The sequence below is a fragment of the Stenotrophomonas sp. SAU14A_NAIMI4_8 genome (assembly GCF_003086695.1).
Lineage (GTDB): Bacteria > Pseudomonadota > Gammaproteobacteria > Xanthomonadales > Xanthomonadaceae > Stenotrophomonas.
In genome coordinates this window covers 4,229,764-4,250,468 of sequence record NZ_CP025999.1, presented here as the reverse complement: position 1 = coordinate 4,250,468, position 20,705 = coordinate 4,229,764, and the positions used below count along the sequence as shown (strand labels likewise).

Below are 20,705 nucleotides of genomic sequence, written 5' to 3'. Positions count from 1 at the left end.
ATCCATGCAGCGTATCCAGATTGCCGAGCGCGCCCATTGGCGGGCGCGCGCGGAGGAAGCCGGTTTCCGCTTCCACACCATCGACGGCCAGCCGTACTGGGACGAGCGCGCGTACTACGCTTTCACCCTGCGCCAGATCGAACAGGACATCGAAGACCCCAGCGCCGAACTGCACCAGATGGCGCTGGACCTCGTGGGCGATGTGATCGCCAGCGAGCGCCTGATGGACCAGTTGGCGATTCCGGCGCACTACCGCGACTGGATCGCCGAGAGCTGGCGCCAGCGCCAGCCGCACCTGTACGGGCGCCTGGACCTGGCCTACGACGGCACCGGCCCGGCCAAGCTGTACGAACTGAACTACGACACGCCCACCTCGCTGTTCGAGGCCAGCTTCTTCCAGTGGCAGTGGCTGGAAGACCAGCGCAATGCCGGCCGCCTGCCGCAGCACGCCGACCAGTTCAATGGCATGCACGAGGCACTGGTCGAGCGTTTCGGCGCACTGGCCGGGCAGTTGCCGCCGCCGTTGTTCTTCAGCGCGGTGGGCAGTTCCGAAGAAGACCGCGGCACGGTCGATTACCTGCGCGATTGCGCGTCGCAGGCCGGCCTGCATGGCCAGGCCATCGCCATTGAAGATATCGGCCTGTCCGAGGACGGTCGCTTCACCGCGCTGGATGACACGGTGATCGGCACGCTGTTCAAGCTGTACCCGCTGGAAGAGCTGATGGCCGAGGAATTCGGCCGCGCGCTGCCCGGTTCGGGCATCCAGCTGCTGGAACCGGCGTGGAAGGCGGTGCTGAGCAACAAGGGCATCCTGCCGCTGCTGTGGCAGCGCAACGTGGGCCACCCGAACCTGCTGGAAGCGCATTTCGACGATGGCAGCGCGCTGGCCTCGGGCTGGGTGCGCAAGCCGCTGTTCTCGCGCGAAGGCGCCAACATCGAAATGCACCTGGCCGATGGCAGCACCCAGCGCAGCGACGGTCCGTACGAAGGGCCGGCGATCATCCAGCGTGCGCATCCGCTTACCCGTTTCGACGGCGGTTACCCGCTGATCGGCAGCTGGGTGATCGGCGACCACGCCTGCGGCATCGGCATCCGCGAGGATGACAGCGCGATTACCCGCGACAGTGCGCGCTTCGTGCCGCATGCGATCGTGGACGAGGCGCCGACGCGGATCTACGTCTGATGGCGGTGCGGCGCAACCGCGATCTGCGGCCGGCGCCGCTGCCCGGTCGCCACCTGGACGATGGCCATGGCCTGTGGCGGTATGCAGACCGCGTGGCCGTGCGCTGCCATCGTTGCGATACCCCGGGCTGGGTGGTGGGGCGGTCTGCAGCAGCGCGTTTCCGCTGCCTGGGCTGCAGCCTGGCGCTGGACGGTGGCAGCGGCAACGCCGGTGCCTGCACCTGTGGTCGCTGCAGCGCGGGCGATTGGATTGGGCCGGTGCGCTACAGCGGGCATCGCGCCTGCGGCCACTGTGGGCACAAGTGGGTGAGCGCCGCGTTGTATCGCGCGCGTGCCGCAGCGCCGGTGCGCACCTTGATGGGGGATTGCGGCCAGTGTGGGCGCAGCAGTGAAGTGACGGTGAGCGTGTCGCGGGTGCGTGCGCACGAGGCCATCGACCCGCATCTGGGGCTGCCGCTGCGGTTGGTGGAAAAGACGGCTGCCGGGGTGCTGTGGGCGTACAACGAAGCCCACCTGCAGGCCTTGCATGCATTTGCCGTGGCGCCGCTGCGCGAGCGCGCGGGCGTGGCCAATGCCTCGATGTTTTCACGCCTTCCGCAGTGGATGAAGCTGGCCCGTAACCGCGTGCTGCTGCAGCGCGCGGTGGAGCGGTTGCAACGGCGATTGCTGAAGGGGTGATGCCAAGCTTGGTCGGCGCTGTGGGTTTTGTGCCGACCAAGGTTGGCACCTACCGGGGCGTGAAGGGTGGTAGATGCCGACCTTGGTCGGCATTGTGGGTGTCGTGCCAACCAAGGTTGGCACCTACCGGGGCGGTGTGGCGGTTACAGCAGGCCTTCGCGCTTCACCGACAGGTAGCGTTCCACCAGGGCGGCGGGCAGGGCGTCGGCGGTGACGTCCAGCACCATTACTTTTTCGGCACGCAGAGCGTCGTGGGCCTGCGCGCGCTGTTGCAGGTACAGCGCGGTGGCGCCGGCCTGGGCGGCTTCTTCCAGCGTGTTCACTTCGCCGTCCAGCACCGCTTCCAGCTCGCGTTCGCGCAGGCTGGCCACGCACACCAGGTGGCGGCGCTGCAGCAGGCGCACGGCGGCCAGCAGGTCTTCGATATCTTCATCGCGCACGTTGCTGACCAGCATCACCAGTGCGCGCCGCTGCTGGCGCAGCGATACCTCGGTGGCGGCGGCCAGGTAGTCGGTGGCCACCGGCTGCGGCTGCAGGTCGTAGCTGGCGCGCAGCAGGTGCTGCACCGTGCCCATGCCACGCTGCGGGGCCACCCAGCGGCGCTCGCCGCCAGCGGCGAACAGGCCCACCGCATCGCCCTGGCGCAGGGCCAGGTAGGCCACCACCAGCGATGCATTCAAGGCATGGTCGAAGTGCGAAAGCCCGCCCTCGCTGGCCAGCATGCGCCGGCCACTGTCCAGCATCAGCAGCAGCTGCTGGTTCTTCTCGTCCTGGTACTCGCGCGAGATCAGCTTGCGCGCGCGTGCGGTGGCCTTCCAGTCCAGCTGGCGCAGGCTGTCGCCGGTGCGGTACTCGCGCATCTGGTGGAAATCGGTGCCTTCGCCACGGCGGCGCTTCACGTGTGCGCCCACCAGCCGCGATGCCTGGTCGGCACTGAACAGGGCGAAGCGGGTGAGCGGCACGAAGTTCGGGTAGACCCGCACCTCCAGCGCCGGCGGCAGCGTGCGCTGCTGCCACCACAGTCGCCACGGTGAACGCAGTCGCAGGTGCACGCCATCGAAGCGGTAGCGCCCGCGCTGCGGCGGCTGCACGTGGTAGTGCAGGGTGCTGGCATGCCCAGCGCGAAGCTGCAGGCGCTGCGGCAGGTCTTCCACGGGCCAGCCGCCAGGCGCCAGGTCGAACACCTGCACGTACTGCGCGCGCGCGGCCTGCAGGCGCAGGCCCACCTGGCGGCGCACGCCCAGGGCCAGCGCTTCGGGCACCTGCCGTTGCACCTGCGGCGACGGCTGCCGGGCCACCCGCCAGGCATCCAGCAGGGCCAGCAGCAAAGCCGCCAGCCCCATCGCGGCCCAGCTCCAGCGCGGCAGCAGGCCGCCCAGCACCATGCCGCCCAGCGCAGCCCAGGCCAGCAGCACAGCCAGCAGCAGCGGCGCAGGCCTCATCGGCGCGGTGCTTCCACCTTGGCCAGCAGGGCGCCCAGCACGTCGTCCGGGCCCTGGCCTTCAATCTGCAGTTCCGGTGCCAGCGCAATGCGATGGCGCAGGGCAGGGCGTGCGATGTCGCGCACATCGTCGGGGGTGACGAAATCGCGCCCGGCCAGTACCGCCTGCGCGCGTGCGGCACGCACCAGGGCAATGCTGCCGCGCGGGCCGGCGCCAACCGCGATACCCGGCCAGGACCGGCTGGCGGCGACGATGCGCACGGCGTAATCAATCACTTCATCGTCCACGGTGATCGCCGCCGTGGCCTGCTGCAGCGCCAGCAGTTCGCCCGCGCCAAGGACGCGCGGCACCTGGCTCAGGTCGAAATCGCTGGCGGCACGGCCATGGGTGATCGCCGCCACCATGCGCTTTTCGTCGTCCAGCTGCGGGTAGTCGATCAGCACCTTCAGCAGGAAACGGTCCAGCTGCGCTTCCGGCAGCGGGTAGGTGCCTTCCTGTTCCAGCGGGTTCTGCGTGGCCAGCGCCATGAACGGCGGCGCCAGGGTGAACGCCTTGCCTTCGATGGTCACCTGGCCTTCCTGCATCACTTCCAGCAGGGCCGACTGGGTCTTGGCCGGCGCACGATTGATTTCGTCGGCCAGCAGCAGGTTGGTGAACACCGGGCCGCGACGGATCCGGAAGCTTTCGCTCTTGGGGTCGTACACCGCGTGGCCGCTTACGTCGCTGGGCATCAGGTCCGGGGTGAACTGCACGCGCCCGTAATCCAGTTCCAGCGCCTGTGCCAGGGCGCGCACCAGCAGGGTCTTGCCCAGCCCGGGCACGCCTTCGATCAGCACATGGCCGCCGGCCAGCAGGGCCACCAGGATCTGGTCCAGTACATCGCTCTGGCCGATGAAAGCGCGGCCTACCGCTTCGCGGATGGCATCGACGCGTTCAATCAGGCGGGCGGCGGCGGACGGAAGCTCAGGGGCATCGGTCATAGCAGGGATCTCATCTGGAGCAGCAAGCGGATGCGCTCGCGCAGGGCGGAGGAATCGTTGGCGGCAGGCACGGTCATCGCGCTGGCCACGCGTGTAACCGGCCAGCGCAGCAGTTCGGCAATGGCATGGTCGCGCGCGCTGCCGTCCAGCGCGGCGGCCACCGGCGCGCGCAGGCGCAGCCGGTGCAGGAACAGCGCCTGCACCGCGCGGTACAGGTGTGGCCCCTGGCCGAAGCGCAGCAGCAGTTCGCCGCTGGCGCGCACGTGTTCCAGCAGCGAGCGGCGTGCCACCACCGGCGAAGGTTGGGCACTGCCCAGGCGCTGCGAGCGCGCCCACAACCAGCCCAGGATCGCCAGCAGCAGCGGCAGCCACACCGGCCAGCCCTGCAGCACGATGCGTGCGAACAGCGTGGGCGGGCGCTTGCCGTAGACCAGCCAGACCGTGCCACGGCCGTAGTTCGGGTCCAGCAGGTAGCGGGTCAGGTCGCGGTGCGACAGGTCATGCAGGCCATCGCGCAGGCGTTCGCCGGCATTCAACACGCGACGTTCCGTGTTGGTGCCTGCGCCGGTGCCGCGCATGAATTCCATGTCGGCCAGCACATCGATGCGGCCCTTGCCGTGGCGCAGGCGCGCGAACACCAGGTCGCCGTCGTTGCCCCAGCGCCGTTCGGCAGTGGCGGCGGCGCGGAAGCCCAGCGAGAAACGGCGGCCTTTGCAGAACTCCACGTGGTCGGGATCATCGGCCACGTGGAAGCGCTGGCATCGGCTGTCGTGGAACAGGCTGTCCACGCCGATGCGGTCCAGCAGCGGACCTTGCGTGGTGCTGGTGGTGTCCTTGCGCCGGGCGGTGGCCGGTGGCGGCGTGCGCAGCAGCAGATGACCACCTTCGCCCACCCAGTCCAGCAGGGCCTGCGCGGTATGCGGCGCCAGATCGCGGGTGTCCTGCAGCAGCACCAGGGTATCGCCCGGGGCCAGCGCCATGTCGCGCAACCGCAGCTGCTGCCGTGTCTGCACCTGCAGGCCGTCGGCACGCAGCGCCTGGCCCAGCACGTACAGCGGGTTGAAGCTGGCCTCGCCCTGCGGCGGCAGCACCAGGGTCTGGCTCACTTTCTCGTGGGTGCGCAGGAACAGGATCGTCAGCGGCACGCCGAGCACGATCAGCGCGCCGAGCAACAGCGACCAGAACAGGCGCGGCTTCATGCCTGCCACCGGAACTGCTGCTGCAGGGCAGCCGACAGTGCGTCGAAATCACTGCGGGCGGGCAGGCGACCGCCGTAGGCGGCGAACTGCCACATGCGCACGATGCGCGCGAACAGCTCGCGGTCACTGGCTTCGGGCATGCGCCGCGAGGCGCGCAGGCACTGCGCTTCGGTGGCGCCGGGCGGCAGCACCACGCCGCTGCGGTCCACCACGGTGCCCACGCTGGCGCGATACAGGAGGGCCAGCGCCTGGCGCGGGCGGCCGTCGTCCCACAGCCGTGCGGCCTGGGTGGCCACGTCCGGCGGCAGGATGTCAGGCAGCACGATGCTGTCTTCGCGGATGGCCGGTGCCGTTCCACCCTTGCGCCGACCGCTGCCGCGCAGCCACGGCAGCCACAGCCGCGCGGTCAGCAGCAGCACCAGCACCAGCAATCCCAGGCCACCCCACAGGCCCCACTCGGCCACGCGCGCCACCCAGCGGCGTGCATCCTGGCGGGCCTTGCGCGCGCGCTCAGCGTCGGTGTCCGGCTGCAGTTCCTTCTTTTCCTTCTTTTCCGCGTCGTCGCGGTCGATCGGCTGCCATTGGCTGACCTCGCGCAGCGGCCGCTGCAGCGGATCTTCGTAGGCGCGGTTCACCGCCTGGCGGAAGCCGGCGGTGTCCACCGGCGCATCGCCGAAGATCACCGCCGGGGTGTTGGCCGGATCCTGCGCGGCGCTGGGGCGCTTGCGGGTGGGCTTGTCGCTCTGCTCCGTCGCGGCCGTGGCCGGGCGGGCATCGCTGTCCTGCGCGTGCGCCGGTGCCAGCGGCAACGCCAGGCACAGCAGCAGCACCAGCGACGACGCGGCCGGCAGCAGGCGCTCACGCAGCCGGCGCAGGGCCATTTCCACGTCCCAGGCTTCCATTTCCGTGCGCCGGTTCAGATACAGCCCGAAGCCGGCGCCGACGTACAGCGGGCCGATCAGCGCCGACGCCAGCCAGCACAGCAGGTTGAACACCAATAGCGCCCACGGCGGTGGCGCCACGCGCAGCATGTCCCACGCCGCACGCCACGAGTCGGGCAGCAGATCCAGCGGAATGAACAGGAACGCCGAGGCGATCGCGCCCAGCACCAGCACCAGTTCGAAGCCCAGGCACAGGCAGCACAGGATCAGGGCCGCGCCGCCCGCGCCGGACACCACCGCGCGCCGCCGTGGCCCGCGCTGTCCCGGTGCATTGCCTTCCAGCAGGTTCACCGGCAGGCACAGGCTGCGCAGCCCACTGAAGCGGCGCCAGCCCAGGTAACCCCAGAAGCCGCTGTTGCCCCACTGCCGCTGCGCACGCAGCGCCGCACGTGGCGCCACCTGTTCGCCGAAGATGCCGCGCGAGAGCACGTACAGCGGCGCGCGCTCGAACAGCGGCTTGCACCACCACATCAGCAGCCAGGCCCAGCCGAACGCATCCAGCCACCAGGCCAGCGCATTGAACAGCACGAACAGCGGTGCGCTGGCCAGCAGCCAGCTGCCCCACACGCTGCGTGCGTGGCGGCGGGCCAGGGCCATGCCCAGCTCCATCGCCTCCCAACTGCTGCGGGCGCGCAGCGCGACGTTCAGATGTTCAATCCGCACGACTGCCCCCACGCCCACCGCGCCACAGCCACAGCAGCACGCCGGCCCACAACACGCCGGCCACGCTGAACTTCAGCCAGGCCGGAATGTCGGCAATGGACGACCAGAAGGCCTCCACGAAGGCGGCCAGCAGCAGCATGAAGGCCACGCCCAGGCACAGGCGTGCGCCGATGCGACCGCCTTCCACCAGCGCGTCCACGCGGCGTTGCCGGCCCGGTGCGAGCAGGCGCATGCCCAACTGCAGGCCCGCACCGCCGGCAATCACGATGGCGGTCAGCTCGAACGCCGCATGCCCGACCACGAAGCGCCAGAACGGATCGCCATGGCCGATCTGCTGCAGGTGGCCGGCCACCGCACCGATGGTGACCCCGTTGAACAACAGCACCAGCAGCGTGCCCAGCCCGGCCAGCAGGCCGCTGGCGAAGGTGCGCAGGGCAATGCCGATGTTGTTCAGGATGTAGTAGCCGAACATCATCCAGTCGGTACCGCTGTCGCGGCCCAGGCGGTCGGCCGAGGGGTCGTACATGCGTTCCATGCTGGCGATCTGCGCGTTGTCCATCAGCAGGTACACGCTGTCCGGGTGCCACTGCACCAGCACGAAGCAGGCGATGGCCGGCACCGCGAACATGGCCAGTGCCGCCCACATGCTGCGCGCCTGGCTGCGCACCAGCAGCGGGAAGTCGGCCATCAGGAATTCCAGCGCACGCCGCCAGCGCGTGGGCGGCGTGCGGTACAGCACGTCGTGGCCCTGCTGCATCAGCCCCTGCAGGCGCTGCACCAACTGCGGGCTGTAGCCGCGTTCGCGGGCAAGGGCCAGTTGCTGGCACAGCCGCCGATAGCGCTGGGCGAAGGCGGTATCGCCGGGGTCTGCACTGCCCATGGCAGCGCGGCGCCGGCGCAGCAGACCCGCGCGCTGCTGCAGCCACTGTTCCAGCGCATGCCATTCCTGCTGGTGGCGGGCGACGAACTGTTCCTGCTTCATCGCCGGCCCAGCAGCCAGTTGGCCATGGCGTACAGGCGCAGCACACCTACCTGGCCGTTGGCGCCGGTAAGCGGCTGGGCCAACCCGGCCAGTTCCTGCTGGCGGGCCGGCGACAGCCGCGGCGCGCGTTCGGCGAAGGCCATCACGGCGGTCTGTTCTTCCGGCCGCAGCGGCTGCGCCGGGGCCAGCACGCTGTCGATGGTGACCGGCGGCGGCAGGTAGAACGGCGGCGCGTGCACCACCACGGTGCCGGCCACCAGATCACCCAGGCGCCGCCCATGCGGATCGAACAGGCAGCTGACCAGGCCCAGCGCGTAGGCGAAGGGCAGCATGTCCACGGTGCGCAGCAGGTTGCGGGTGACCGCGCCGGCCCAGCCCAGCGGCGCGCCATCGCGCATCACCACGCGCAGGCCCAGCGCACGCTTGCCGGGGGTGCGGCCCCACAGCGCTTCGCAGACGATGGGGTAGGCCCACATCAGCAGGAACATGATGGCCAGATAGATGCCGCGGCCGAACTCTTCCAGCAGCGCCAGCGGAATGGCCAGCACGAAGCCGGTGCCCACGCGGATGCCCAGGTCGATCAGCCAGGCCAGCGCACGCGGCATCGGCCCGGCGGCCGGCAACTGCAGCAGCACGCCTTCGGGCGTGACCACCTCGCGGTAGGTATCGAGCATGGGCGCGGCCATCAGGGCGACGGTCGCGGGTGTGGGCGCTGGAGTCCTCTCCGGCGTGCTGCCACGGGCATGGGCGGGGTCTCGACGGTTCCTGGTCGGGCCCCGACTTTAGCAGAGCGTGGTGGCCGGCGAGGGGCTCAGCCCAGGTATTCGTTCTTCAGGCGTACGTAGTGGTCGGCCGAGTAGTGCAGCGATTCGATTTCCTTGTCGCTGAGCGTGCGTGCCGGCCGCGCCGGGTTGCCCACCCACAGTTCGCCTTCGCCCACCACCTTGCCCGGGCCGACCACCGCGCCGGCGCCGACGAAGGCGTGGCGGGCGATCTGCGCGCCGTCCAGGATGCAGGCGCCCATGCCGATCAGGCTGTAATCGCCAATGCTGCAGGCGTGGATGATGCAGCCGTGGCCGACGGTCACGCCTTCGCCGATCAGGGTGGGGTAGCCGGCCTTGTTGTAGGGGCTGTGGTGGCTGACGTGGATGATGGTGCCGTCCTGCACGTTGGTGCGCGCGCCAATGCGCACGTAATTCACGTCACCACGGATCACCGTGCCCGGCCAGATCGACACGTCGTCGGCCAGTTCCACATCACCGATGAGGGTGCATGCCGGGTCGATGTACACGCGTTCGCCGAGTACGGGCATCTTGTCGCGGAAAGGGCGCAGCGGGTTCATCGGTGTCTCCAGCATTCGGGGCATTCGCGACGATGATACGCGCGCTACCGCCTATGCCGGCGCGTGTGAGGCCAGCATCTGCCGGAACAGATCATCCAGCCACGCCGCATCCCCGTGCCCTGCGGGCAGTCGTGGGCCTTCGGCGCGCGCAGCCAGTTCCGTATCGATGTAATCACTGATGGCGGCGATGCGCGGCCCGGCGGCGACTTCGGCGCTGGCGCGCTTCACTACCAGCAGCGCATCGATGGCCTCACGCACCGGGCCGTGCGGCAGCAGCCGGTCCAGCAGGTCCTCGAAGGCCATCGGCGGCGGCGTCTGCTCGTGCTCGATCCATTGGCAGGCCAGCAGCGGGCGCAGTACGTACAGGTACTTCTTGGTGCGCACCGTGTCGCCACGCAGGTAGCCGCGATGGTTGGAACGGGCCATGTTGAAGTAGTGCCACCAGGTGCCCAGCGGCGAGTAGAAGCGTTCGGCGGCCTGCCACAGCTGGGCCACGGCAGCGTCGTCCTGCTGGTAGATGATCGGCGAGCGCAGCCATTCGATCAGGGTCGGGTTGGACTTGGACACCAGACGCAATGCCTTGCGCAGGTCCCAGCCGCTCACGTCCAGCTCGTCGTCGATGGGCAGCTCGATCACATCGCGCTGCGCCTCACCGGGGCCAGTGGCTTCATTGACGCTCAGGTACCACGGCTGGCGGTGCACGTAGATGAAGCGCGCATCGTAGTCGCTGTCCGGCGACGAGAAGCCCCAGCCGCGGCTACCCGATTCGCAGGCCAGCAGCACGCGCACGCCATGCGTGCGTTCGATGTCGGCCAGGGTGGAAAGGATGGCGGCGCGCTTGTCCGGCGCGATGGGGTGGATGTCGTCCATGCAGAGCAGATTCGTAGAGTCGAGCTTGCTCGACTGTAACGCACGCGTGGCACAGGCATGCGTGTCGACCAAGGTCGACACCTACCCACCGGTCCCGGTAGGTGTCGACCTTGGTCGACACGATCCCCGCTCTGGTAGGTGTCGACCTTGGTCGACACGCAGGCAGGGGGGGTTACGCCACGCGGCCGCGGCGGGCGCGTTCCAGGTGCACCAGCAGCAGCGAGATCGCTGCCGGGGTCATGCCCGGAATACGCTGGGCCTGGCCGATGGTCTGCGGGCGCACCCGTTCCAGCTTCTGCAGCGCTTCGGCCGACAGGCCGCGCACGATCGCATAGTCGAAATCCTGGGCGATCGGCGTGGCTTCATGCCGCTGCTGGCGCTCGATCTCCTCGCGCTGCCGGTCCAGGTAGCCGGCGTACTTCACGCCGATCTCGACCTGTTCGGCCACCTTGCCATCGGCCACGGCCGGGCCCAGCGACGGCACCTGCATCAACTGCGCGTAATCCAGCTCCGGGCGCTTGATCAGGTCCAGCACGTTGGTTTCGCGGCTGACGGCCACGCCCAGCGTTTCCTGCACCTCGCGGCCCAGCGCGTTGGCCGGGGTGGCCCACAGCGCGCCCAGTCGCGCGCGCTCGGCGCTGACGGCGGCCTGCTTGGTTTCAAACGCGCTCCAGCGGCGGTCGTCGACCAGGCCCATCTCGCGGCCGACCGGGGTAAGCCGCTGGTCGGCGTTGTCTTCGCGCAGCTGCAGGCGGTATTCGGCGCGACTGGTGAACATGCGGTACGGCTCGTTGGTGCCATGGGTGATCAGGTCATCCACCAGCACGCCCAGGTAGGCCTCGTCGCGGCGCGGGCACCAGCCATCCAGCCCGCGCACCTGGCGCGCGGCGTTCAGGCCGGCCAGCAGACCCTGCGCGGCAGCTTCTTCATACCCGGTGGTGCCGTTGATCTGGCCGGCGAAGAACAGGCCGTTCACCAGCTTGGTTTCCAGCGAGGCCTTCAAGCCGCGCGGGTCGAAGAAGTCGTATTCGATGGCGTAGCCGGGGCGGGTGATGTGCGCGTTCTGGAAGCCGACGATGCTGCGCACCATCTCCAGCTGCACGTCGAACGGCAGCGAGGTGGAAATGCCGTTGGGGTAGATCTCGACGATGCCCAGCCCTTCGGGTTCCACGAAGATCTGGTGGCTGGCCTTTTCGGCGAAGCGCACCACCTTGTCTTCGATGGACGGGCAGTAGCGCGGGCCGATGCCTTCGATCTGTCCGCTGTACAGCGGCGAGCGGTGCAGCGCGTCGCGGATGATCTGGTGGGTCTGCTCGGTGGTGTGGGTGATCCAGCAGCTGACCTGCTGCGGGTGCTCATCCACCGAACCGAGGAAGGACATGACCGGCCGCGGCGTGTCGCCGGGCTGTTCGTCCATCACGCTGTAATCGAGCGAACGGCCATCGATGCGCGGCGGCGTGCCGGTCTTCAGGCGGTCCACCTGGAACGGGCGTTCGCGCAGGCGCGCGGCCAGCGTGGTGGCCGGCGGGTCGCCCATGCGGCCGGCGGCGTACTGGGTGGGGCCCACGTGGATCTTGCCGGCCAGGAAGGTGCCGGCGGTGAGCACCACGGCCTCGGCGTCGAAACGCAGGCCGGTCTGGGTGATCACCCCGCGCACGACATCGCCTTCGATGACCAGGTCATCCACGGCGGCCTGGAACACGGTCAGGTTCGCCTGGCCTTCCACGATGGCGCGGATCGCCATGCGGTACAGGTTGCGGTCGGCCTGGCAGCGGGTGGCGCGCACGGCCGGGCCCTTGGAGGCGTTCAGGGTGCGCCACTGGATGCCGGCACGGTCGGCGGCATGGGCCATGGCCCCGCCCAGGGCGTCGATCTCCTTCACCAGGTGGCCCTTGCCGATGCCGCCGATGGCCGGGTTGCAGCTCATCGCGCCCACCGTTTCGATGTTGTGGGTCAGCAGCAGGGTGCGCACGCCGGTACGGGCCGCGGCCAGCGCGGCCTCGGTGCCGGCGTGGCCGCCGCCAATGACGATGACATCGTAACGATGGAAGGACGGGTTCATAGGGGGCAGGTCAGCAAAGGGGGCGGGCGCGCCGAAGGCGGCCAGGGTGGCGATTTTAGCGCCATTCGGCGGGGGGCGACGGGGGGCGCCCGCACGCTTGGGTGAAATCAACCCTAAAGTTGGCAGGAAAGTTGCAGATAACCCGATAGCACCCATCGTGGCTGGCGCTCATGGCGTTGGTGACCGGATTGGAACAGGGGCCGGTACAGGCGCACGATGGGGAAGCAGGGGGCCGGTGGTCGGGGGACTGCCGGCCCCGTTTTTTTTCGGCCAAGGGTGGCGCTATCCACGCATGGCGTGGATCTACCGGCAGCATCAAAAACGAACGGCCCCGCAGTGCGGGGCCGTTTGTCTTGCAGAGGTGCCGACATCCGACAGGGCCGGAACAGGGGGGATCCAGATGTTCCTGTCGGATATCGACGTAGAGCGTATTGGTCACGGCCCTAACGTTTTTGTCACATTGTGACGCGGGCCGTCACCACCTGCGTAGAGTGAGGCTTGAACCGGGGGAAATGCAAGATGGTTCAGGGCTCAACTGTGCGCTGCGTCCCACGATCGAGATTGCGCCATGGGGAACCGTTCATCCTGGGTGCGGCCGGACGCGGCGGCGGACCGGCCGGACGCGCCGGGCGGGCTGCTGGTGCCGGACGCTGGACTGCCTGCGGCGGGCGCTGCATCGAATCCAGGTTGCGCCAGGGCGAGCCGCCGTTGTTCTGGCGGGGCGGCCGCGGCAGAGGGTTCTCACCGCCATTGCCCGGGCGCGGCGGCGGGCGATGGTTGTGCGGCGGGCGGTAGATCGGCCGCGAGTAGTACGGGTTGCCATAGCCGTAATAGCCATAGCCGCCATAGCCGCCGTAGTACGGGTAGCCCGAATCGTAGGGATAGCCGTAGGGGTAGCGGTACTCCGTCGAGGGCGCACCGTGGTAGTAGCCGCCACCGCGGCCACCGCCAACGTAATCGTAGGTAGCGCAGCCGGTCAGGGCCAACATCAGGCCACCGGCAAGCAACAGGCGCAGTTTCATGTGGAGTCCCCCCAAGGACGGGTGTAGTGCCAGCTTCGGGCGCGCGCGTTGAATCGCCCCTTAATCCCGCCGGCCAGAATGAATGGCGGTGAAGGGCAGCATGCTGGCACGGCAGCCGGCATCGCCGCCAGCGCGGGGGCTTACGTTAACCTTGCGTCATGAGCGATTCACTGTTGCCTACCCCCGCCGATGTACTGGCCGCCGCAGCGCGCATCGCGCCGCATGCCCATGTGACCCCGGTGCTGCGTTCGCACGCGCTGGATGCGCTGGCCGGAGCGTCGTTGGCGTTCAAGGCCGAGCACCTGCAGCGCGGCGGTGCCTTCAAGTTCCGTGGGGCATGCAATGCGGTGTGGTCGCTGCCGGAAGATCGGGCGGCGGCGGGCGTGGTGACCCATTCGTCGGGCAACCACGGTGCCGCACTGGCGCTGGCGGCGCGCACCCGCGGCATTCCCTGCCACGTGGTGGTGCCCGAGGGCGCGGTGGCAGCCAAACTGGCCAACATCGCCCGCCACGGTGCCACGCTGTGGCGTTGCCCGCCCACCATTGCCGACCGCGAGGCCACCTGCGCGCAGGTGCAGGCCGATAGCGGCGCGACCTTGGTGCACCCGTATGCCGACCCAGCCGTGATGGCCGGGCAGGGCACCGCGGCGCTGGAACTGCTGCACAGCGATGGCCCGTTCGATGTGCTGGTGGTGCCGGTCGGCGGCGGTGGCCTGGCCTGCGGCACCGCGCTAGCCCTGCAGCACGCCAGCCCGCACACCCGCCTGGTGCTGGCCGAACCGGCCGGGGCCGACGACACCGCGCGCTCGCTGGCCGCCGGTACCCGCCAGGGCCCGTTCACCCCGGACACGTTCTGCGACGGCCTGCGCACCCTGGTCGGGGTGCCCAACTTCGCCCTGCTGCAGGCCGCCGGCGCCGAGGTGATCGTGGTCGATGATGCCGCCACGCTGGCCGCCATGCGCCTGCTGTGGGAGGTGCTGAAGCAGGTGGTCGAACCGTCTTCGGCCACGGTGCTGGCCGCGGTACTGGCGCAGCCGCAGCGGTTTGCCGGCCTGCGCGTGGGCCTGGTGCTGTCCGGTGGCAACGTGGACCTGCCGGCACTGCGCTGGGAGGCGGCGTGAGCCGCGGCCGGCACCGTGCCCGCACCGGCCTGCTGGGCTGGCTGTGGCGGCTGTTCGTACTGGTGGTGGTGTGGTTGCTGGGGGTGACGGCGTGGATCGTCTGGGTGGGCGAGCGCGACCAGGCGGCCAAGGCCGACGCGATCATCGTGCTGGGTGCTGCGGCGTACGACGCCAAGCCGTCGCCGGTGTTCGAAGAGCGCATCCGCCATGGCCTGGATCTGTACCAGGCCGGCTACGCGCCGTTGCTGATCTTCACCGGTGGCTATGGTGGCAGCGGCGCGCGCTTTTCCGAATCACAGGTGGCGCGCCGTTACGCACTGAAGCATGGCGTGCCCGACGACGCGATCCTGATTGAGACCGCCTCGCGCAATACCGTGCAGAACCTGGTGGAAGCCAAGCGCCTGATGGAGCAGCGGCACCTGCAGCGGGTCATCATTGTCAGCGACCCGCTGCACATGGCCCGCGCGCTGCGCCTGAGCCAGGCGATGGGGATCGAAGCGCTGGCCTCGTCCACGCCCAGTACGCGCTTCCGCAGCTTCCATACCAGCTGGCGCTTCCTGCTGCAGGAGATCTACTTCTTCCACCGCGACCTGGTGCGCCCGCCGTTGAGTTCGCCGGGCAACACCTGAGCGGTTGCCGCCCGCTTCTGGTAGGTGCCGACCTTGGTCGGCACGATGTTGGCCGCGTCGCGATGTGATCGGTTGTGCCAACCAAGGTTGGCACCTACCAGAGCGGGCTGCAGGTTGCCGCGGCGCGCGCCGGCCGATATCTGCATTTGGTAGGTGCCGACCTTGGTCGGCACGATGTTGGTCGCGTCGCGATGTGATCGATTGTGCCAACCAAGGTTGGCACCTACCAGAGCAGACCGCGGGCGGGCATCAGGGCTGCTTGCGGCGGATCGGGATGGCCGACACCGGTACCGATGCGATGTCGTGGCCACCTTCGCGGATCGGTGCGCCGGGGTCCGGTGCCCAGGCGTGGGCGTAGATCACTTCCCAGCTGCTGGGCAGCTTGCCATCGTCGCGGCGCAGGGGTTCGTAGGCCGCCGCAGCGGCGGCGAAGCGGCCGCGCCCGGTCAGGGTATGGCGACGGTCCACGCGGGCGTTGGTGGCGCCCATCGCGCGCAGCTCGCGCATCAGCGCGGGCAGGTCGTCGTAGGTCAGGGTGAACAGATCGCGGTCCAGCACCGGGTCGCGGAAGCCGGCCATCATCAGTGCATCGCCGAACTGGGCGATCTGCGCGAAGCGACTCACGTGCGGACGGTCATCGGCGGCGGCGAACGCTTCGTTGAGCTCGATCAGCGTTTCCGGGCCGAAGGTGGAACACAGCAGCAGGCCGCCGGGCTTGAGCACGCGGCGGAAACCGGCAAACACCGCCGGCAGGTCGTCCAGCCACTGCAGGCACAGGTTGCTGAAGATCACATCGACGCTGTTGTCGGCCAGCGGCAGCGCGGCGGCATCACCGCACAGGCGCTGGAACGGCTTCCACCAGCCGGCCTGGCGCTTGGCCTGGCCCAGCATCGGCAGGGCCACGTCCAGCGCGATCACCTGCGCCTTCGGCCAGCGCTTCTTCATCAGCGCGCTGGCGTGGCCGGTGCCCGAACCAATGTCCAGCACCACCGCCGGCGTGCGTGCTTCCAGGTAATCCAGCGATTCGATCAGCCGCGACTGCACTTCGCGCTGCAGGGCAGCGGCGGCGTCGTAACTGCTGGCGGCGCGGCCGAAGGCGCGGCGGACGTGGCGGGCATCGAAGTGGGACGGCATTGCAGAAGTCTCTTAGAACGTACCGGGGTAGGCGCCGCCGTCGATCAGCAGGTTCTGCCCGGTGAGGTAACCGGCCTGTGCGCTGCACAGGAAGGCGCAGGCCGCGCCGAATTCGTCCGGCGTGCCGAAGCGGCCGGCGGGGATCTGCTGGCGGCGGCGCTCGGCCACGGCCTGGGCGTCGCCGTCCTGGCCCGCTGCATGGGCGAAGTTGGCGCGCAGGCGGTCGGTGTCGAACTGGCCGGGCAGCAGGTTGTTGAGGGTGACGTTGTGGCCGACGGTGCGCCGGGCCAGGCCGGCGACGAAGCCGGTCAGGCCACTGCGCGCGCCGTTGGACAACGCCAGCGTGTCGATCGGCGCCTTCACCGATGAAGATGTGATGTTGACGATGCGGCCGAAGCCGCGCGCGATCATCGCGTCCACCGTGGCGCGGATCAGCGCGATCGGCGCCAGCATGTTGGCGTCCAGCGCGGCGATCCAGTCGTCGCGTTCAAACGTGCGGAAATCGCCGGGCGGCGGGCCACCGGCGTTGGTCACCAGGATGTCCACCTGCGGGCAGGCGGCCAGCGCCTGGGCACGGCCGGCGTCGGTGGTCACATCGGCAGCCACCGCGCGCACTTCGCCGGCACCGGGCAGGGCGCGCAGTTCGTGGGCGGCGGTCTGCAGGGCGGCTTCGCCACGGGCCACGATCACCACGTTCACGCCCTCGGCCACCAGCGCACGGGCGCAGCCCAGGCCCAGCCCCTTGCTTGCGCCACACACCAGTGCCCAGCGGCCGGAAATACCCAGATCCATACGTCAGCCCTGCATCGTTCGGAAGGCGCTCATTGTCCGCCATCGGCCGGTGACAGGCCGGCAACGAAGTGTTGCAGGGCAGCGGCCACCTGATCGGCGTGGCCCAGGAACGGCGCATGGCCGCCGTGGGCGATGGTCAGTGCCTGCGCGCCCGGCGCGAGTGCCGCGGCGGCCTGGATGGCAGCCGGTGACACCAGACGGTCGCGCTGGCCGGCGATCCACAGGCTGGGTCTGCCCAGCGCCGGCAGGGCGCCGCGCAGGTCGGTGCTTTCCAGCAGGCGCAGGCCTTCCAGCAGGGCGCGCTCGGTCGGCGCGCCACGTTCCACCAGGCGCTGGCGCAGGGTGCGCAGTTCCTCGCGGGCGTGCGCCGAGCCCATCACGTCCAAGGCCAGGAAGCGTTCCAAGGTGCCGGCGAAATCGGTCGCCAGGTCACGCCCGAACTGCTCGAACACCGCCGGTTCCACGGCATGCGGCCAGTCGTCGCCGCGGACGAAACGCGGAGTGGCCGCGATCATTGCCAGCCCGCGCACCTTGGGCAGCGTCGCTGCGGCATGCAGGGCGAACAGCCCGCCCAGTGACCAGCCGCACCACACCGCCGGCGGGGTAGCCGCGGCAATCGCGTTCACCACGTAGGGCAGGCGCAGCGGCGTGGTGTCTTCGCGGCTGTGGCCGTGGCCGGGCAGGTCCACCACGTGCAGGGTGAAGTGGTCGGCCAGGCGTTCCAGCAGCGGCGCGAACACGCCGCCCTGCAGGGCCCAGCCATGGATCAGCACCAGGTCCGGCCCGCGGCCGGTGACATCGATATGCATGCGGGGCCCTGCGTGTTTCAGGCGATGGCGCGGTCGAACGGCAACGACGGCGGCAGCGGATCGGGGGCGAGGGCGGCGCGGCCGACCTGGTCGCGCGCGCTGGCAATGGCGTCCACCAGACCACGCACCTGTTCGGGCGTGTGCAGCGCCGACAGGGTGACGCGCAGCCGCGCCTTGCCTTCGGGCACGGTGGGTGGGCGGATGGCACCGACCAGCCAGCCGGCTTGTTCCAGCGCCTGCGACATCGCCACGGCGGTGTGGTCGTCGCCGCACAGCAGCGGCTGGATCGGCGTTTCCGAGGCCATTACATCCAGCCCGTGGCGGCGTGCTTCGCCGCGGAACAGGGCAATCAGATCGGTCAGGCGCTCACGCCGCCAGTGGTCACGGCGGGCCAGGCGCACCGCTTCCAGCGCGGCGGCGGCCAGGGCCGGCGGCAGCGCCGTGGTGTAGATGTAGGGCCGCGCGGTTTCGGCCAGGTGTTCAATCAGGTCGTCGCGACCCAGCACCAGCGCGCCGGCACCGCCCAGCGCCTTGCCCAACGTGACCAGCTGCAGCGGCACATCGTCCACGCCCAGCCCGGCGCTGGCCACGGCACCACGACCATCGCCCAGCACGCCCACGCCGTGCGCATCGTCCACGTAGAACAGCGCCTGCTGCAGGCGCGCCACCAGGGACAGCGCACGCAGCGGCGCGATATCGCCATCCATGCTGAAGACACCGTCGGTGGCCAGCATGGCCGCGCCATCGGGTGCGTGCTTGAGCTGGCGCATGGCGCCTTCCGGGTCCAGGTGCGGGTAGCGGCGCAGGCGTGCGCCGGCCAGCCGGGTGGCATCGAGCAGGCTGGCGTGGTTCAACTTGTCCTGCACGCAGACATCGTTCTCTTCGCTCAGCAGTGCCTGCTGCACGGCCAGGTTGGCGGCGAAGCCACTGCCGAACAGCAGGGCGCGCGGGTAACCCAGCCAGTCGGCAACTTCGCGTTCCAGTGCGTCGTGCAGCGCGTGGTGGCCGCAGACCAGGTGCGAGGCACCGGCACCGGCGCCTTCGCGCGCGGCGGCGTCCTGCAGCGCGTTGACCACGCTGAACTGCTGGGCCAGGCCCAGGTAATCGTTGCTGCAGAAGCCGGTCAGCCAGCGCCCGTCAATTTCCAGGCGCACGCCATCGCGGCGCGACACCGTGCGCCGGGGGCGGCGACGGCCTTGGGCATCGCGCAACGCGCGCTGGGCTTGAAGGCGGGCGGACAGGTCGGGGCGGGCCATGGTGGCTACGGGCGACGACGGGGCGGCTAGGGTAGCGCGTTGCTGCGGCGGCCGCTTGTGCCCCGCATCACGCGGCGCCGGCAGCGGCACAGGCGGCGATATCGGCGTGCACGGTGCCGCCGTGGTCATGGCCCGCGGCGTCCACCTGCACCGGCATCGGCTGCAGGCCCAGGCGCGCGAACAAGGCCAGGTCGCGTTCGCTTTCCGGGTTGCCGGTGGTCAGCAGTTTTTCCCCGTAGAAGATCGAGTTGGCGCCGGCCAGGAAACACAGCGCCTGCAGTTCATCGCTCATGGCTTCGCGGCCGGCCGACAGCCGCACCATCGAACGCGGCATGACGATGCGGGCCACGGCAATCATGCGCACGAACTCGAACGGGTCCAGTTCGGCGCTGCCATGCAGCGGTGTGCCGGGCACCTGCACCAGCTGATTGATGGGTACCGAATCGGGGTGGGCCGGCAACGTGGCCAGCGCCAACAGCAAGCCGATGCGCTGCGCGCGCGTTTCGCCCATGCCGACGATGCCGCCACAGCAGGTTTTCAGTCCCGCATCGCGCACGTGGCCCAGGGTATCCAGGCGGTCCTGGTACTGGCGGGTATGGATGATCGAATCGTAGTAATCCGGCGCGGTGTCCAGATTGTGGTTGTAGTAGTCCAGGCCGGCCGCTTTCAGGGCACGTGCCTGTTCGGCGCTGAGCATGCCCAGGGTGGCGCAGGTTTCCAGGCCGAGCGCCTTCACCCCGGCAATCATCGCGGCCACCTTCGGAATGTCGCGTTCCTTCGGCGAACGCCATGCGGCGCCCATGCAGAAGCGCGATGCACCGGCCGCCCTGGCCTGGCGTGCCTTGGCCAGCACCGCCTCGGTGTCCATCAGCTTCTGCGCGTTCACGCCGGTGTTGTAGCGCTGCGCCTGCGGGCAGTACGCGCAGTCTTCCGGGCAGCCGCCGGTCTTCACCGACAGCAGGGTAGACACCTGCACCTGCGCCGGATCGAAATGCGCGCGATGCACGCTGGCGGCGCGGAACAGCAGTTCCGGCAGGGGCAGGTCGAACAGCGCCTGCAGTTCGTCGTGCTGCCAGTCGTGGCGGATGGCATAGGCCATGGCGGGACCTTGGAAGGGGTGGAACGAGGGCGGCAGTGTGGGTGGGTGGGTGAAGACTGTCAACTTCAGGGTTTATTTGTAGGTTTACAGGCGGGAGTGCAGCAAGCCGCCGCCGCGGTGTAAGTTCATGGCTGCATAGGGAGTCGCGAGCATCTGCCATGGACAGTTCCCAGACTTACCCGATCCGCCGCGATGCGGTGCTGTGCAGCCTGGCCGAAGTGCCGGACGGCGGCCTGCGCGTGGTGCTGGATGATCTGCGCCAGACCGATCCGCCTGGGCACTGGAAGCACCACGTGCTGGTGACCTTCAAGGACTACCCGGCGGGGCAGCTCGATCCGTCGGCGCTGTCGAACGAGGAACTGCAGGCATTCGGCCATTACGTGCTGGTTCGCCTGCTGGCCATCAACGGTTGCCTGCCTGCCGAGGAAAGTGCTGCCGAACGCGATGCGCCGCTTGCCGGCCCGTAGCGGCCGCAGGGACGACCGGCCGCTACACTGGCCCG

Annotated in this window: 20 protein-coding genes; 5 read left to right on the top strand and 15 right to left on the bottom strand. The window is 69.5% G+C overall.

The window, feature by feature from the left end; genetic code table 11:
- Positions 1 to 4: 4 nt before the first annotated feature.
- Both C1930_RS19135 and C1930_RS19130 read left to right on the top strand, forming a co-directional pair.
- Positions 5 to 1,183: a glutathionylspermidine synthase family protein gene (locus C1930_RS19135; RefSeq protein WP_108772425.1), complete on the top strand. Its 1,179-nt coding sequence runs from the start codon at positions 5 to 7 to the stop codon at positions 1,181 to 1,183.
- Positions 1,183 to 1,860, top strand: a complete 678-nt coding sequence (locus tag C1930_RS19130) for a hypothetical protein (RefSeq protein WP_108772424.1) — start codon at positions 1,183 to 1,185, stop codon at positions 1,858 to 1,860. Before C1930_RS19135 ends, C1930_RS19130 begins: the two co-directional genes overlap by 1 nt.
- 143 nt (positions 1,861 to 2,003) lie before the next feature.
- Here C1930_RS19130 and C1930_RS19125 read toward each other — a convergent pair whose 3' ends face one another.
- From C1930_RS19125 to C1930_RS19075, 10 genes are all read right to left on the bottom strand, one after another.
- Positions 2,004 to 3,302, bottom strand: a complete 1,299-nt coding sequence (locus C1930_RS19125; RefSeq protein ID WP_108772423.1) for a DUF58 domain-containing protein — start codon at positions 3,300 to 3,302, stop codon at positions 2,004 to 2,006.
- Positions 3,299 to 4,282, bottom strand: a complete 984-nt coding sequence (locus tag C1930_RS19120; RefSeq protein WP_108757474.1) for a MoxR family ATPase — start codon at positions 4,280 to 4,282, stop codon at positions 3,299 to 3,301. Before C1930_RS19120 ends, C1930_RS19125 begins: the two co-directional genes overlap by 4 nt.
- Positions 4,279 to 5,481 carry a DUF4350 domain-containing protein gene (locus C1930_RS19115; protein ID WP_108757473.1) on the bottom strand — a complete coding sequence of 401 codons (1,203 nt, stop codon included), beginning with the start codon at positions 5,479 to 5,481 and terminating at the stop codon, positions 4,279 to 4,281. Before C1930_RS19115 ends, C1930_RS19120 begins: the two co-directional genes overlap by 4 nt.
- Positions 5,478 to 7,085, bottom strand: coding sequence for a DUF4129 domain-containing protein (locus C1930_RS19110; RefSeq protein WP_108757817.1), 1,608 nt, complete (start codon positions 7,083 to 7,085; stop codon positions 5,478 to 5,480). The genes C1930_RS19115 and C1930_RS19110 overlap by 4 nt, the downstream gene beginning before the upstream one ends.
- A complete protein-coding gene (locus C1930_RS19105; RefSeq protein ID WP_108757472.1) occupies positions 7,075 to 8,067 on the bottom strand; it encodes a stage II sporulation protein M in 993 nt (330 codons plus the stop codon). Before C1930_RS19105 ends, C1930_RS19110 begins: the two co-directional genes overlap by 11 nt.
- A complete protein-coding gene (locus C1930_RS19100; RefSeq protein ID WP_108757471.1) occupies positions 8,064 to 8,753 on the bottom strand; it encodes an RDD family protein in 690 nt (229 codons plus the stop codon). Before C1930_RS19100 ends, C1930_RS19105 begins: the two co-directional genes overlap by 4 nt.
- A gap of 125 nt (positions 8,754 to 8,878) precedes the next feature.
- Entirely contained in the window at positions 8,879 to 9,409 is a 531-nt protein-coding gene (locus C1930_RS19095) for a gamma carbonic anhydrase family protein (protein ID WP_108757816.1), read from the bottom strand.
- A gap of 51 nt (positions 9,410 to 9,460) precedes the next feature.
- The gene (locus C1930_RS19090; protein ID WP_108772422.1) at positions 9,461 to 10,279 is read right to left on the bottom strand and encodes a nucleotidyltransferase domain-containing protein; all 819 of its coding nucleotides are present in this window, start codon (positions 10,277 to 10,279) and stop codon (positions 9,461 to 9,463) included.
- A gap of 172 nt (positions 10,280 to 10,451) precedes the next feature.
- Positions 10,452 to 12,341 (bottom strand): tRNA uridine-5-carboxymethylaminomethyl(34) synthesis enzyme MnmG, encoded by a 1,890-nt coding sequence (gene mnmG / locus C1930_RS19085; RefSeq protein ID WP_108772421.1) that lies wholly within the window; start codon positions 12,339 to 12,341, stop codon positions 10,452 to 10,454.
- Between the two features lie 524 nt (positions 12,342 to 12,865).
- On the bottom strand, positions 12,866 to 13,363 hold the full coding sequence (locus tag C1930_RS19075) for a hypothetical protein (protein WP_108772420.1): 498 nt from the start codon (positions 13,361 to 13,363) through the stop codon (positions 12,866 to 12,868).
- A 158-nt stretch (positions 13,364 to 13,521) separates the two neighbouring features.
- On the opposite strand from C1930_RS19075, the gene C1930_RS19070 reads away from it, so the two are divergent.
- Both C1930_RS19070 and C1930_RS19065 read left to right on the top strand, forming a co-directional pair.
- The gene (locus C1930_RS19070) at positions 13,522 to 14,484 is read left to right on the top strand and encodes a pyridoxal-phosphate dependent enzyme (protein WP_108757468.1); all 963 of its coding nucleotides are present in this window, start codon (positions 13,522 to 13,524) and stop codon (positions 14,482 to 14,484) included.
- Positions 14,469 to 15,113, top strand: coding sequence for a YdcF family protein (locus C1930_RS19065; protein ID WP_164275080.1), 645 nt, complete (start codon positions 14,469 to 14,471; stop codon positions 15,111 to 15,113). The genes C1930_RS19070 and C1930_RS19065 overlap by 16 nt, the downstream gene beginning before the upstream one ends.
- A 249-nt stretch (positions 15,114 to 15,362) precedes the next feature.
- Here C1930_RS19065 and bioC read toward each other — a convergent pair whose 3' ends face one another.
- The 5 genes from bioC to bioB form a co-directional block, all read right to left on the bottom strand.
- The gene (bioC, locus tag C1930_RS19060; protein ID WP_108754501.1) at positions 15,363 to 16,247 is read right to left on the bottom strand and encodes a malonyl-ACP O-methyltransferase BioC; all 885 of its coding nucleotides are present in this window, start codon (positions 16,245 to 16,247) and stop codon (positions 15,363 to 15,365) included.
- 12 nt (positions 16,248 to 16,259) lie between these two features.
- Complete coding sequence (locus C1930_RS19055) at positions 16,260 to 17,039, bottom strand: SDR family oxidoreductase (protein ID WP_108772419.1); 780 nt, start codon at positions 17,037 to 17,039, stop codon at positions 16,260 to 16,262.
- A gap of 29 nt (positions 17,040 to 17,068) precedes the next feature.
- Positions 17,069 to 17,848, bottom strand: coding sequence for a pimeloyl-ACP methyl ester esterase BioH (gene bioH, locus C1930_RS19050; protein ID WP_108772418.1), 780 nt, complete (start codon positions 17,846 to 17,848; stop codon positions 17,069 to 17,071).
- Between the two features lie 17 nt (positions 17,849 to 17,865).
- Positions 17,866 to 19,104, bottom strand: coding sequence for an 8-amino-7-oxononanoate synthase (gene bioF, locus C1930_RS19045; protein WP_108757465.1), 1,239 nt, complete (start codon positions 19,102 to 19,104; stop codon positions 17,866 to 17,868).
- A 67-nt stretch (positions 19,105 to 19,171) separates the two neighbouring features.
- Complete coding sequence (bioB, locus tag C1930_RS19040) at positions 19,172 to 20,203, bottom strand: biotin synthase BioB (protein WP_108772417.1); 1,032 nt, start codon at positions 20,201 to 20,203, stop codon at positions 19,172 to 19,174.
- A gap of 158 nt (positions 20,204 to 20,361) precedes the next feature.
- Between bioB and C1930_RS19035 the strand changes: the two genes are divergently transcribed.
- The gene (locus C1930_RS19035) at positions 20,362 to 20,670 is read left to right on the top strand and encodes a hypothetical protein (protein WP_108772416.1); all 309 of its coding nucleotides are present in this window, start codon (positions 20,362 to 20,364) and stop codon (positions 20,668 to 20,670) included.
- The last annotated feature ends 35 nt before the right edge of the window (positions 20,671 to 20,705 follow it).